Annotated in this window: 11 protein-coding genes and 2 pseudogenes; 10 read left to right on the top strand and 3 right to left on the bottom strand. The window is 45.2% G+C overall.

Annotated elements, in window-relative coordinates:
- Positions 1-40: 40 nt before the first annotated feature.
- The 7 genes from glmM to GCU48_RS07025 all read left to right on the top strand — a co-directional run bounded on the left by glmM (position 41) and on the right by GCU48_RS07025 (position 9,297).
- Complete coding sequence (glmM, locus tag GCU48_RS07060) at positions 41-1,381, top strand: phosphoglucosamine mutase (protein WP_025720876.1); 1,341 nt, start codon at positions 41-43, stop codon at positions 1,379-1,381.
- A 630-nt stretch (positions 1,382-2,011) separates the two neighbouring features.
- Positions 2,012-3,844, top strand: a complete 1,833-nt coding sequence (glmS, locus tag GCU48_RS07055) for a glutamine--fructose-6-phosphate transaminase (isomerizing) (RefSeq protein ID WP_152379534.1) — start codon at positions 2,012-2,014, stop codon at positions 3,842-3,844.
- Between the two features lie 568 nt (positions 3,845-4,412).
- Positions 4,413-5,633: an IS110 family RNA-guided transposase gene (locus GCU48_RS07050; protein WP_152379533.1), complete on the top strand. Its 1,221-nt coding sequence runs from the start codon at positions 4,413-4,415 to the stop codon at positions 5,631-5,633.
- A 1,178-nt stretch (positions 5,634-6,811) separates the two neighbouring features.
- The gene (locus tag GCU48_RS07040; RefSeq protein WP_152379474.1) at positions 6,812-7,768 is read left to right on the top strand and encodes an IS30 family transposase; all 957 of its coding nucleotides are present in this window, start codon (positions 6,812-6,814) and stop codon (positions 7,766-7,768) included.
- A gap of 154 nt (positions 7,769-7,922) precedes the next feature.
- Positions 7,923-8,348 carry a hypothetical protein gene (locus GCU48_RS07035; protein ID WP_152379532.1) on the top strand — a complete coding sequence of 142 codons (426 nt, stop codon included), beginning with the start codon at positions 7,923-7,925 and terminating at the stop codon, positions 8,346-8,348.
- Between the two features lie 47 nt (positions 8,349-8,395).
- Positions 8,396-8,893, top strand: coding sequence for a hypothetical protein (locus GCU48_RS07030; RefSeq protein ID WP_152379531.1), 498 nt, complete (start codon positions 8,396-8,398; stop codon positions 8,891-8,893).
- Between the two features lie 98 nt (positions 8,894-8,991).
- On the top strand, positions 8,992-9,297 hold the full coding sequence (locus tag GCU48_RS07025; protein WP_152379530.1) for a hypothetical protein: 306 nt from the start codon (positions 8,992-8,994) through the stop codon (positions 9,295-9,297).
- Between the two features lie 50 nt (positions 9,298-9,347).
- Here GCU48_RS07025 and GCU48_RS07020 read toward each other — a convergent pair.
- The 3 genes and pseudogenes from GCU48_RS07020 to GCU48_RS07010 all read right to left on the bottom strand — a co-directional run bounded on the left by GCU48_RS07020 (position 9,348) and on the right by GCU48_RS07010 (position 11,422).
- A pseudogene (locus GCU48_RS07020) lies at positions 9,348-9,853 on the bottom strand (arsinothricin resistance N-acetyltransferase ArsN1 family A).
- A gap of 24 nt (positions 9,854-9,877) precedes the next feature.
- Positions 9,878-10,627 carry an arsenite methyltransferase gene (locus GCU48_RS07015; protein WP_152379528.1) on the bottom strand — a complete coding sequence of 250 codons (750 nt, stop codon included), beginning with the start codon at positions 10,625-10,627 and terminating at the stop codon, positions 9,878-9,880.
- Between the two features lie 345 nt (positions 10,628-10,972).
- Positions 10,973-11,422 carry a MarR family winged helix-turn-helix transcriptional regulator gene (locus GCU48_RS07010; protein ID WP_152379527.1) on the bottom strand — a complete coding sequence of 150 codons (450 nt, stop codon included), beginning with the start codon at positions 11,420-11,422 and terminating at the stop codon, positions 10,973-10,975.
- 129 nt (positions 11,423-11,551) lie between these two features.
- Here GCU48_RS07010 and GCU48_RS28620 point away from each other — a divergent pair.
- The 3 genes and pseudogenes from GCU48_RS28620 (at position 11,552) to GCU48_RS06995 (ending at position 14,548) form a co-directional block, all read left to right on the top strand.
- A pseudogene (locus GCU48_RS28620) lies at positions 11,552-11,872 on the top strand (ArsR/SmtB family transcription factor).
- Between the two features lie 476 nt (positions 11,873-12,348).
- A complete protein-coding gene (locus GCU48_RS07000) occupies positions 12,349-13,521 on the top strand; it encodes a radical SAM/SPASM domain-containing protein (RefSeq protein WP_025717166.1) in 1,173 nt (390 codons plus the stop codon).
- Positions 13,522-13,546: 25 nt separating this feature from the next.
- A complete protein-coding gene (locus tag GCU48_RS06995) occupies positions 13,547-14,548 on the top strand; it encodes a radical SAM/SPASM domain-containing protein (protein ID WP_152379526.1) in 1,002 nt (333 codons plus the stop codon).
- The last annotated feature ends 3 nt before the right edge of the window (positions 14,549-14,551 follow it).

Genomic DNA, 14,551 nt, shown 5'->3' with positions numbered 1-14,551 from the left:
TACTCAAGATTTATTAGACAAAAAAAGGGAGTCATTTTACATGGGGAAATATTTTGGTACAGATGGCGTACGAGGCATTGCTAATCAGGAGCTTACAGCAGAGCTGGCGTATAGCATTGGCCGCTGTGGCGGATACGTTTTAGCAGGTAATGTGGAGAAACCAACCGTTGTTATTGGTATGGATACACGTGTGTCTGGCCTGATGCTGGAATCGGCGCTTGTAGCCGGTTTACTGTCTATTGGGGCTAACGTGGTTCGTCTGGGGATTGTTTCGACGCCGGGGGTTGCCTATCTCACACGTCAATTGAAAGCCGACGCTGGTGTAATGATTTCGGCTTCCCATAATCCGGTGGAAGACAACGGGATTAAGTTTTTTGGCGGCGACGGGTTCAAATTGACAGATGAAACAGAATTGAAAATCGAAGAGTTGATGGATGCGAAAGAAGACCAACTGCCTCGTCCGATTGGTGGAGGATTGGGTACGGTTGTTATAGATGAGCATTCCCGCTATGATTATCTGGAGTTTTTGAAAACAACAATTAGTCATTCTTTTGAAGGACTCAAAATTGTACTGGATTGCGCAAATGGGGCAGCTTATGAGCTGGCGCCGAAGCTTTTTACGGAATTGGGAGCTGAAGTTCACACGATTGGTGCGGAGCCCAACGGGCTGAATATCAATGATCATTGCGGCTCGACTCATCCTGAAAAGCTGAAGGAGGAAGTACTCCGTCTGAAAGCGGATATTGGTCTGGCCTTTGATGGCGATGCTGACCGTCTGATCGCGATTGATGAGAACGGAGAAGAGGTAGACGGTGACTATATCCTTTGCATTTGCGGGGATGCAATGAACCGTGCTGGGAAGCTCAAGGACAGCACCATTGTATCGACCGTTATGAGTAATATCGGTTTTTATAAGGCTACGGAAAAGCTGGCACTCAAGACTGCAAAGACTGCGGTCGGAGACCGTTATGTCATGGAGGAAATGCGCCGGGGCGGCTTTAATCTAGGCGGCGAGCAGTCTGGCCATGTTATTTTCCTGGATCATAATACAACAGGCGATGGTATGCTGACCGGGATTCAACTGGTAGATACCCTGAAGGCTTCTGGCAAAAAGATGAGTGAACTGAAATCGCTCATGAAGCAATATCCGCAAGTGCTGGTTAATGTGCGTGTGCAGGATAAACGTAATTACGAGGGTAATCCTGCTATTGCAGAAGCGATTGAGCAGGTGGAACAGCAATTGGGGGATAATGGGCGTGTACTGGTCCGTGCATCAGGTACAGAATCGCTTATTCGTGTGATGGCAGAAGGACCGGATAAGGATGAGCTGGAGCATTTTGTCGGACAGATCGTAGATGTCGTCAAAAAAGAATTAGTTTAAAATTTTGTAAACGTGGTTGCCTGTAAAAAAGAGCGGGCAGCCGCGTTTGCGGGTATATATTTTCCACTGAATCGTAACCTATATAGGTAAATATGAATAAACTGTTATTGCCAAATGAGATAGAGCTGAATATAATGTAGGGATGCTGTGACTCAAATAGAGAAAGCGAGGGTTGTAAGGTAACGTAATACAAGCGCCAGAGCTTGATTTTGTGCGGGGGGACTTGGTGGGTAAGCAATACATCAGTTAGGATGATGTTGCTCACAAATCGGTTCACGACAAAGCAAGCTGACGAGGTGAAGGTGTTCGAAACATTCGGCGGGGACCTTCCGGTGAAGCATCAAGCCGTAAACCGGCAGCGGAAAATAAACAGGCAACTGTTTACACAACGCACCGGTAGATGCCATTATATTTTATAACCTAAATTATAAGATTCATTTCATGAATGTACGGCCATCATCATTGGCGTGCGCGGTTTAGGAATTTCGTTGCATTCGTGAAGAGATGCCTGTAATTTTATAGTTATTATTGACAACTTCATAGATGAATGAACTTTATTCCTCAATCTACCGCACACGTTAGTCCTGTGATGCGTCGTCCTGTGAAATGATGATCGGGAGGATAACGAATATGTGTGGCATTGTAGGATATATTGGTGATCAGAATACGCAAGAGGTATTGATTGACGGATTGAAAAAGCTGGAATACCGTGGTTATGACTCTGCGGGTATTGCCGTGTTTACAGATTCAGGACTGCAAGTAGCCAAGGCTAAAGGCCGTCTGGCAAATTTGGAAGCAAAGCTGGATGGTGCGCCATTGCTAGGCCATGCAGGTATTGGGCATACACGTTGGGCAACGCACGGTAAGCCTTCAGATGAAAATTCCCATCCACATATGGATGAGAGCCAAAAGTTCTCTGTCGTTCATAACGGGATTATTGAGAACTATCTGGAACTGAAGGAGCAGCTGATCGGCGAAGGTCATACCTTTATTTCCGAAACGGATACGGAAGTTATTTCCCATCTGATTGCGCGTGAATATAAAGGAGATATCGTTAAAGCGGTACAAAAAGCAATTACCTTTATGCGCGGTGCTTTTGCCCTGGGTGTGCTGACAGAACATGAACCTAACAAGCTGGTAGCTGTTCGTCAAGCAAGCCCGCTGGTTATTGGTGTGGGAGAAGGCGAGAACTTTATCGGTTCCGACATTCCGGCTATTCTGAAATATACACGCAATGTATTTATTTTGAACGATGGCGAAATGGCTGTTTTAACCAGCGATGCCGTCGAATTAATGACAATCGAAGGCCAATTTATTTCTCGGGAAATGATTCATGTCGAATGGGATGCTGTAACAGCGGAAAAAGGCGGCTATGAGCATTTCATGTTGAAAGAAATTCACGAGCAGCCTAAGGCTTACCGTGATACGATGTTGGGCCGTATTGATAAAGAAACTAAAAAAGTCGTTCTTCCTGAGCTGAAGCTGACAGAAGAACAAATTAAAAATATCCGCAACATTCAAATCGTTGCTTGTGGTACAGCCTACAATGCTGGTTTGATTGGTCGTACGGTTATTGAAGGTCTGGCTCGTATTCCGGTAGAAAATGACGTGGCTTCCGAATATCGCTACCGTTCCCCTATCGTAACGCCAGAAACATTAGTAATCGTGGTGAGTCAATCCGGTGAAACTGCCGATACATTGGCAGCATTGCGTGAAGCACAAGCAAACGGAGCTCATGTATTGGCGATTACAAACGTAGTTGGCAGCTCCATTGCTCGTGATGCAGATGATGTATTGGTTACACTGGCAGGACCGGAAATTGCCGTAGCCTCCACCAAAGCATATTCTTCACAGCTGATTGCTTTTTATCTGCTTGGTCTGTATTTGTCTCAAGTACGCGGCACACAAACGGATGAGCAAGTAGCTCATGTGCTGGCCGCTATGGAATCACTGCCAGAGCAAGTGGAAGAAATGCTGGGTAAAGCAGATTCGATCAAAGCCTACGCTGAGCAAATTGCGAGCCACAAGCACCTGTTCTTTATCGGGCGCGGTCAGGACTATGCTGTAGTACAGGAAGGCTCCTTGAAGCTCAAGGAAATTTCCTACATTCATTCTGAGGCTTATGCTGCTGGTGAACTGAAGCATGGTACACTAGCATTGATCGAAGACGGAATTCCGGTTATCGCTTTGGTAACACAGGAATCCGTGCTGGAGAAAACCGTGAGCAACATTAAGGAAGTCAAGGCTCGTGGTGGTGACGTACTTGCAATCACGTACGAAGAGCATGCTGTTGAGCTGCTGAAATCTGTGGATCAAGTGTTTGCAATTCCGAAGACACTTCCGATTCTGTCGGCCGCCATTTCAGTTGTAGCTCTCCAACTGTTAGCTTACTATGCTTCCCTTGCACTGGGACATGATGTCGATAAACCACGTAACCTGGCGAAAAGTGTCACTGTAGAATAATCATAATTTCAACCCAAGCAGTTTGTGTTCAAATACAATAAAGTTGAGTTCTGAACGAAAAAAAGACAATAAAGTTGAGTTTTCAAAATTATTACTTTTTTATTGTGTGGATATAAAATTTATATTTAAAGAGATTATTGTTCAGTTACATTAATGTTAGTAACTGTCTTCAGACAATAAAGTTGTGTGCTAAATTTTACTGACAACTAATAAGCATATCTCTTCTAAGTAAGTATTTAACAAAAGCCCGATGAGCAAGTATCATCGGGCTCTTTTATTAAATTCAGGAGGCACTACTTGTCAGAAGAAAATAAAGTATTAGACGCCCATGCCGCTAACGCAGCACCAACAGATGATGAAAATGGTAGGCATGCGATATAATTTACTTACGGCTGGCGAAGGCAGGTCGGCAGTCAATGGTGCTTCGAGCCCGAGTATTAGACTGACCCTAACGACCAGGTGCACCACAGATTGTTGCTCCGAATTTGGAAGCACGCAGGATAGAATAACCATATGTGGTTGTTGCACCAGCCCCTTCAATCTTGCTGCCGTAAGGAGAAGGCTACGAATGGACGTTGTTTACAGTCATGTGTGCGGACTTGACGTTCATAAAAAGAACATCGTTGCCTGCACCATCACGCCTGAAGGTAAAGAAATCCGTACGTTTGGCACGATGACCGACGATTTAATTTTGCTTGTAGATTGGCTCAAAGTCAAGGAATGCACTCATGTAGCGATGGAAAGCACTGGAGCATATTGGAAACCAATCTACAACCTGTTGGAGCTTGAGGAGATTGAGACTCTTGTTGTGAATGCCCAGCACATCAAGAATGTTCCGGGACGCAAGACTGACGTCAAAGACGCGGAATGGATTGCTGGATTGCTCCGGCATGGTCTATTGAAGGGTAGCTTTATCCCAAATCGCGAGCAAAGAGAGCTGAGGGAATTGATTCGCTACCGCCGTAGTCTCATCGAAGAGCGAGCTCGGGAAGTCAGCCGCATTCAAAAGGTGCTGGAAGGAGCAAACATCAAGCTTTCCTCGGTTGCCAGCAATGTGCTTGGGAAATCAGGACGTGCAATGATTGAGGCGATGATTGCTGGCGAAACCGATCCTGAAGCTTTATCTGATCTTGCAAAACGAAAGTTGAAAAGCAAAAAAGCGGATTTGAAGCGAGCATTGAACGGCTTAATGGGCCCTCATCAGAAACTGATGCTGGGAGCTCAGCTCCGTCACGTCGATTATTTGGACGAAGAGATTGGCAGGTTGGATGAGGAAATTAAAGAGCGCATGCTCCCTTTTGATGAAGACTTGGAACTGCTTGACACCATCCCAGGTGTGGCACGAAGAACAGCAGAGACTATTCTAGCCGAAATTGGCTCTAATATGAATCAGTATCCTTCCGCCGCCCATTTATGTTCTTGGGCAGGGCTGTGTCCGGGTCAGAATGAAAGCGCCGGAAAACGATTGTCCGGCAAGACGCGAAAAGGAAATAAGAAACTCCGAAGTACGCTTGTAGAAGCTGCGAAGGCCGCGGCTAGAACAAAAGAAACGTATTTATCCAGCCAGTATCATCGGATTTCCGCGCGTCGGGGAGCTAACCGAGCGACGGTTGCAGTAGCACACAGTATATTATCTATGGTTTACTATATCCTTAAGCGGAAACAACCCTACATCGAGCTAGGTCCAACCTACTACGAGGAACGAAAACGGGACGTGATCATCAAGCATTCCATTAAGAAACTGGAGTCATTAGGTGTATCAATTACTGTGAATACGGCAGCTTCCTGATCGTTATGCAAACCATACATTACTAATGCCCCTGGCTATTTTTTTGTTTGCCGGAGGGTCGCTTTCTTGTTGCCTTTTTTAGGTGTTCTACGGAGCGATATTTTCAGGATAGACTAAGAAAATAAAGTTGTAGACTGACTGGGATGCACACCGGCGCGCAGCAATCAGCCCGTCCATCGACGGCCAGCTGCAGGAAGAGCTTCAGCTCATGCTCCTGGTTGTTCTTCCGGATGTGTACCGGCATGCATCGATCGGCACGTCCGCCGTCGGCCAGCTGCAGGAAGAGCTTCGGCTCATGCTCCTGGTTGTTCTTCCGGATGTGTACCGACACGCATCGATCGGCACATCCGCCGTCGGCCAGCTGCAGGCCATTACAAAGTCCATGCTCAGTCTACTACTTTATTACTCAGAACAATGTCTGTTTGCTGTACAAGCACCTTCTCCTAAGTATTCAGTCTTAAACTTATTTCTCAAAGGCTGACGATTCCCTAGCTCCAAAAACCTTGTAGAATCATCAATTCCGGTCTAAGACTTTATTTTCTACATACACTACGTTGGTTTAATCAGAGCGAGTTTAGTTTCATGACAAAACAAAAAATTTGAAGCCTGCCCTGTATTGTTATCTTTTAAGTAATTGAAGCAGGATAATTTCAAGTCTCCTTTGAAAACAGTATGAGAAATTAAGAGTTAGTTATCGCGATTCAAAAAAATGTTTTTTTCTCTTAATACAATTAATTTTCTAAAGTTAATGTAATTATACGAATTAAGTATTTTTTGTACTTTTATGGATGGTAGGTGAGGTAATGAAGACTTTGGGTGAAAAGATAAAGAGTATACGAAAATTAAATAAGCTTAATCAAACTGACTTTTTATCAACTATTGGTATTTCTCAAGGGTACATTAAGTGAATTGGAAAAAGATAAGTACAAACCGTCCTTAGAAACCATAATTGCTGATCAAACACAATAAAGTTGAGTTCTAAAAATTCAAGTTTACTTATTGTTGTACGGATGTACTAAAGTTATGAAGTTTATAAAAAGTAGTAAAATATTATATTAAACTTGACGGATTGTAATATGAAGTGCGACACCTGCTGGAAATAAATAAAAAAGGGCCCATGGCCGGATTCGTGTAGAATGAAAGTTCCTACACCCACATTCACACAAGGAGAATCCACCATGAGCTACTCACATCTTAGCATAATCGAACGAAGCAAGCTAGAAATCCTGCATCAGCAGGGGAAAAGTTCAAGAGCCATCGCTGAGGAGCTGGGGCGACATCATGCGACCATTTGTCGGGAAATTCGTCGGAATGCTGAGCTAGAGCCCTACGATGCACAGCGCTCCCAACATGCTTACGAGCAGCGCCGTAGAGCCTCTGTACCCCAAGGTAAATGGACAGAGGAACAAGCGGTAGAGCTCGAAGAGAAGTTGCATGCGACATGGTCACCTGAGCAGATCGTGGAGCGTTTTAGAGCAGAAGGCCAGCCCACCGTGTGCTGCAAAACCATCTATCGCTGGCTCTATGCAGGCCGCCTTGCCCAAGCGGACGTGAAGGTGCTACGGCACAAAGGTAAACGGCAACAGCCTGCTGAAAAACGAGGGAAGTTTGCCGTGGGTAAGTCGATTTCCGAACGCCCCAAGGAGATCCGTTCCCGGGACACCTTTGGACACTGGGAGCTAGATACGGTGGTGTCTGGTCGTGGGAAAAGCAAAGGCTGTGTGGCAACCTTCATTGAACGGAAAACCCGTTTGTACACCGCGATTCAAATGCCCGATCGAACGGCATTGTCGATGGAGATTGCCTTTGGCGTAGCGGCTTCTCAGTACCCTGTTGGGGTGTTTCAAACAGCAACTGCAGATCGAGGCAAAGAGTTCGCCTGTTACGCGAACCTGGAAACCACACATGGCGTGCAGATCTACTTTGCTGACCCATACTCTTCCTGGCAAAGAGGATCGAATGAGAATGCGAACGGTTTGCTTCGAGAGTTCTTTCCTAAAGGCACAGACTTTGCCCAAGTATCCGATGTGGCATTGGAGCGCTCGCTAGATTTAATCAACCATCGCCCCCGAAAATGCCTGGGGTGGAAAACCGCTCACGAATCTTTCACACAGGAACTGTCGCACTTGGCTTGACAATCCGTCACTTAATTAAGATATTATTTGTAAATAAAAACCCGATGAGTAAGTTTCATCGGGTTTTTATTTAAATTAGGATTAGTCTTGTATAATAATTGAAAATGGGTAAGCGAAACGAATGTATACTTGAATGAGGACGGGAGAGAGAAAGTTGGACGGAGCTATATTGGAACTTGCTAAAACAGATGTACGTGAAGCGATGAGAAAGGAACTACAAATGAACCAACTGTTTGTCGAAAATAGCGTCGTTTACCGCAACACACCACGGCTGTTTAAAATTCAAGTGTTTACGGCTATGGCACGTAACGAAGTTCTTCGCCATTTTCTCAATCTGGAAACCTCCATGCAGACTCCGAACAGTTTGAAACCTGACCTTCCAATGAGCGAAGCATATCATCATTTGATGAACAAAATAGGTGCTACCAGCTATGCTCATCCTGTGAAAGTAAAAGCGGAGCATCAATTGTTTCTGGATTACACGCAACCTGATTATAAAAGGAAGAGACATTTCCTCGATGAAGTATTACCGGAGCAACCGAAATTATCAAAGATATGGGGAGCATTTTTAAATGGGTAGGTGTCGCCTTTAGCATAATTTACGATTATCGGGGGATTCCACTTCTAGTGGGATTTGGACTATTGATATATTTTAATCATTCACCATCCTATACACCTTCACATTCTGGATTTTCAAAGGGGGGGCATTCTTCATTAGGAAATGGGCCTACTTTTGAGGTGAATAAAAGTACAAATATAGGTAACCCAGATGAAAAGCCAGTTTCAGATACGCCACAAGTAATCGATGATTCGAGTCAAACCGGCTTTGGAAATGAAGGAGACAGCGGGCATGATTCTCCGAGTTCTGTTAACGAATCTCAAAAGATCAATAATGATGGTAGTAAGAAGATTGCATCTTCAGATGTGGTAAGCAATGAGACGGAGTTGACAGCTTTTTCCGAGAAAAGCATGGTTATAGAAGAAAATACTAATTTTTTTACTCTAGGATCTCCAAAGGAAAAGGTGATCGATGTTATGGGTACTTCCACGTCGATCAACGGAAACTCATGGGGCTATGGGGAATCAAATGTGGTATTAGACACTAATGACCATGTCATTGGTTAGAATATATCAACCATAATTTGAAAGTATCTATGGGCCCAAAAAAGAAGGGGGCCGCACCATTTACGATAGGATCTTCTATCCAGGATGTAATTGATGCCATGGGTACACCGACGTCTATCATTGGAGACTCATGGGGCTACGATTATTCGGCAGTACAGCTTAATTCAAGTAGTGAAGAGGTTATTGGTTGGTCAAACATTAGTGATAACTTAAATGTATTTATGGGTCCACGAATAAAAACTGCAGATCCTTTTACGAAAGGGTCCTCCAAACAGCAAGTGATTCATGCCATGGGTGCCCCTACATCCGTGATTAGGGATTCGTGGGGATATGGTTTTTCGACGGTTCAATTCGATTTAAATGGTAAAGTTACGAGTTGGTCAAATATTGATAAGAATCTATAAGTCACGATGAACTCAAAGTGAGGGGCCTTTCCTTTACTTGTTTGCTACATTTAACGCATATGGTTTATCAATTTTTCCATAATCATTACGTCTATATATTGGCCGTCTATAACCCCTTGCTTTTCAAAAATGCCGACTTCATGGTAACCCATTTTTCGATAAAGCCTTTGAACGTTTTCATTAAAGGGAAAGGTAAACAGGACAATTTTATAAAAATTGCTTTTCCGAGCTTCTTTCTCTAATTCCGAATGAAGCGTACTACCAACGCCTTTACTTCGGAAAGTTCGGTCTACGTAAATCGATAGGTCTGCTACACCATCATAAGCACAACGATGAGAATAACGATTCAAAGAAGCCCAGCCAACCACAATTCCGTCCGATTCTGCGACCAAAACAGTGTAGCGATTTTGATGTTCTCTAAACCAGTTAACCATATAGTTGAAGTCTTTGGCTTCTGTCTCTAGTGTAGCTATCCGATCTTCAATCCCCTGATTGTAAATGTCTAAATACGATCCAGATCTTCTGAGGTTGCTGTTCGAACGTTCAATTTTGGCATGCTGATCCCCCACCCATAAGCACATTAGGCTTTCTTGGCCTTTATGATCGCAGAAACAATGTAATTATCCACGTTTGCACCAGGTACCCAATCTTTAATGAATGATTTGGACTCATCTTTAGGCTCGATGCTAATACTCGTAAACCCACTCTGCAGAAGCATGGACTTCACTTCTTCCAATGAAGAGGCGCCGGAAATACAGCCGGAATACAACTCGCTCAGGTCATTTTTTATTTCAGAAGGAAGCTCTGCAGTAGTAATAATATCGGAAATTGCTATTCTGCCACCCGATTTCAGAGCACGAAAGGCTTCGTTGAAGACCTGCTGTTTATCCGGTGAAAGGTTGATCACACAGTTGGAGATAATCACATCTACTGTGCCATCTGCTACTGGTAGATGTTCGATTTCTCCTAGACGAAAATCAGTGTTTGCGAAATTTCCCTCAGCTGCGTTACTGCGGGCCCGGCTGACCATATCTGGGGTCATATCGACTCCGATGACTTTACCGTTCTCTCCTACTTGTCGTGAGGCCAAAAAGCAGTCAAATCCACCGCCGCTGCCCAAATCCAAGACGATTTCACCGATCTTTAATTCAGCAATAGCTTGCGGGTTACCACAGCCAAGCCCGAGATTTGCTCCTTGGGGAACAGCTGTTAACTCCTCTGTGGAATAACCCATTTGTGATGAGAGGGCATCCACATCGGACGGGGCACCACAGCAGCTACCTGCTGCGGGAGGATTGACTTCCTTAACAGCAATTTGTTGGTAATGCATCCGTACATTTTGGCGGATTTCATCATTCGTAGGTTATTCATCGCAAAACACTCCTTTAAATTGGATAGATGGAACAGAATTTTAACAGCTATTATGTCTTAGTTAGCAGCAAGGCGCGCAGCAGATGGAGGTTTGCACTGGCTTAAGAAGAAAAAAGTCAAAAGACAACCGGCTTTTTTTAGAATTTGCATTTGACCATTTCCAAACGGATTGAGATCGGTGCTGCTTTTCCAGTTCATGAGCTTTCATCAGGTATTCTGCAACATAGATGTTTTTCATTCATTTTTAATACCCCCAAGGATATGAAATTCGATAATTGTAATTTGCAAGTATAAGGAGTGAGTATTATCCTTTCACCGGAAAACAGCATTTGCTGGATTGAGCCATAGCATCATTAAAGAGTTTTACGGACCGAATCACCGTTTCTCGTTCAAAGTCGGTCAAATACGAAAAAACTTCGTTTAAGTAGTCATTCATTTGTGTGTCAATGGTGGTCGCTACATATTTACCTTCCACGGTGAGGGACAAGGTATAGACTCTACGATCACTAGGGTCCGGCGTTTTCTCAACCAGATTCATCTTGGTTAAGCTCTGAACCTGTCTACTAAACGTGGTGATATCGGTTCCAAGGGTTTCAGCAATTTGCTGCATGGAAGGTTTATGCTGGCGATCAATTTCATAAAGAATATGGTTTTGAACCGGAGAAATGTCGTGTCCACCAACCGTACAACAGTTTTTGTTCAGTAAGCCTAAACGACGGGTCATGTTTTGAAATAACTCTCGTGTATTTTCCATGTATGTTTCACCTCATGCCTTAGTTATATATTGTTAATTTGCGAATTGCAAGTAATATTCTTTGTTGATTTCAATGAATTTGAATTAGCATATAAGCATACAGTTATATAAATGAAAGGAGGCTACGCATTGGAGCAACTTGGTTATGTAGCCGATCATTTAAAGCTATTGGGGGATAAAACCCAGCTGGCGATGCTTTCCCTATTGAGAGAAAGAGAATGGTGCGTCTGCGAATTTGTAGATATCTTTGATATGTCGCAGCCTGCCATTAGCCAACATTTGAGAAAATTAAAGTAGCAAGGGATAGTTAAAGAAGAAAGACGAAGTCAGTGGGTATACTATTCCTGAAATGTAGACGACAAACCACATGTTCAAGCTGTTCTTGAGTGTATGCCGGATTCACAACGGATTTTAAAATGGCTGAATAAAGAGGGTGTCCAAAGAAAATAAAGTTGTTAGACTATTGGAATAGGTGCGTCCATTGCGGGGGATTTCTCTGCAACTTTACAGCCGTTTCTTTAGTATGATGGACGGTGTGTACATGACCCGGGAAAGTTAGATCATTTCATTGCTCGTTCTTGTCGTTATGATCATAGAACTGGCTAACGGTAAGAAAAAATCATTTCGGCCACAACCTTTTTGATACCCGCAGCATTGCGGTTTTTTTCTTGAAATATAAGACTTTTTAGGCTTCGCGCCTATCGTTTGGTCTTATATTTTTACGAGAAACATACCTTAAAGCGATACTCGTATCGCTACTTCGGAAGCATAAGCTCTAATAAGACGCCGTCAGGCGTTTCTTCTTATTGCAGACCCAAGCATTAATGCGGCGCAAGAGCAAGATAATAACGCATATCCTTATTCTCACAAGTTATTTTAAGATATAAAGAACTGGTATCTAATTATAGGGAGATGAGGGAGCGGAAATGATTAATGTAACGAAACTACTTACCGGTATGAAGGGAGAAGGCGATGACCTTCGTTATACCATTAAGCCGGGACACAAACCGCATGGCGTTTCCGCGGGCAGAGGGCCTGTCGTCGTATGGAATTCGACACGGGCTTGCAACTTAACCTGTAAACATTGTTATGCGAATGCCTGTCCTGCCCATGATCCCGATGAAATGTCGACGGAGGAAGCTAAGGTGTTTATTGATAATCTGGCCGCCTTCCAGGTGCCGGTACTGCTTTTTTCCGGTGGAGAGCCTCTGATCCGCAAAGATATTTATGAGCTGATTTCTTATGCGTCAAGCAAAGGGCTTCGGCCGGTAGTATCCACCAATGGCACATTGATTACCATGGACAGAGCGAAGATGCTAAAAGAAGCAGGGGTTAAATATGTCGGTGTAAGCCTGGATGGGCTGGAAGAGCGCCATGATGAATTTCGCGGGCGAAAAGGAGCCTTTGAACAGGCGCTTCAGGGTATCCGAAACTGCTTGGCCATCGGCCAGAAGGTAGGGGTCCGGTTTACGATCAGCAGACATACATATGAAGACTTGGATGGAGTCCTTGATTTGATCGAGCGGGAAAATATTCCTCGGGCCTGCTTCTACCATCTCGTCTATTCCGGCCGCGGGAGTGCCCTGCAGCAAGAGGATGTTACCCATGAACAATCCCGGCATGCTCTTGACCGGATTATGGCTAAAACGATGGACCTGCATGGCAAAGGCAAACCGGTGGAATTGCTCACCGTTGATAATCATGCGGATGGCGTTTACTTATACCAGCGGATGATGGAGCACGACCCGGAGCGCGCGGCTGAACTGCTTGGCTTGCTTCAGAGAAACGGCGGCAACCGTTCCGGAATAGCCATCGGCTGCGTGGATTGGCACGGCAACGTCTATCCCGATCAGTTCACGAGAGATATCGAAATCGGCAATATCCGCAAGCAGAAATTCAGCGAGATTTGGCGTGATGCCGCTCATCCGCTAATGGCCGGCCTGCGCGACCGTAAACCGCTACTAAAGGGACGCTGCAGAGAATGCAATTGGCTGGATATCTGTAACGGGAATTTCCGGGCCCGGGCTTCGGTAAGCGGTGATTTCTGGGCGGAGGACCCATCCTGTTATTTAAGCGACCGCGAAATTGGAATCGTATAACACTGGAAAGGAAGGCTGAATACGCATGCTCGTTTCCTGGAATGTGACCAAGAAATGCAATTTATACTGCGAACACTGCTATCGCGACTCCGGGCCGTCATCGTCTGTAGAAGACCAGCTAACCACGGAGGAAGGAATCCGGCTCATTGATCAGATCAAGCAGGCCGGATTCAAGCTTCTCATATTCAGCGGCGGCGAACCCTTGATCCGTGAAGATCTCTGCGAATTGATCGCGTATGCCTCGTCTATCGGCCTTCGTCCCGCACTTGGCAGCAACGGCACGCTTCTGACCGCCGCCAAAGCTGCGGAGCTGAAAAAAGCGGGGCTGGGGGGCATTGCGATCAGCATAGACAGCGCCACGCCTGAGTATCACAACCGGTTCAGGAATGCGCCGGAAGGCTGGCAGCAAGCATTGGAGGGCATCCGTTATGCCCGGGAAGCCGGGCTGAGAGTGCAGATTAACATGACGCTGACCGAGGGCAATATGGATGATTTCGTGCAGGTTGCCCAGCTTGCCGAGGAGCTTCATGTATCCTCTCTGCACCCGTTCTTTCTCGTCCCGACCGGACGGGCCGTCCATATCGAAGAAGACGGGCTGAAGCGGGAACGGTATTACTCGGTTCTGCGCAGTGTTCTGTCCAAACAGAAATCAACATCCCTTGAAATCAAACCGACATGCGCTCCCCAGTTCATGCCGCTTGCCAAGAGCATGGGGCTGGAAATGCGGTACACGCGCGGTTGTCTGGCCGGGGTCTCCTATTGTTCGGTGCTGCCGAGTGGCGAGGTGCATATTTGTCCGTACCTGCCGGTCAAGGTGGGGAATGTTCGCGAGCAGCCTTTTGATGAAATATGGCGGGATAATCCGGTGTTCCGGGATTTAAGGGACTTCGAGAAATATGAAGGAGAATGCGGCTCCTGTCCCGATGTGGGCATTTGTGGCGGCTGCCGGGCGAGAGCGTACTATTACAGCGGCGGCAATTTCATGGCCGAAGAGCCGTGGTGTTACAAAAGATCGGCGGCGCTGTAAGTT

Origin of the sequence: Paenibacillus brasilensis, assembly GCF_009363115.1 — a bacterium.
GTDB lineage: Bacteria > Bacillota > Bacilli > Paenibacillales > Paenibacillaceae > Paenibacillus > Paenibacillus brasilensis.
The sequence above is the reverse complement of the archived record's forward strand: the minus strand, read 5'-3'. Positions and strand labels throughout refer to the sequence as shown.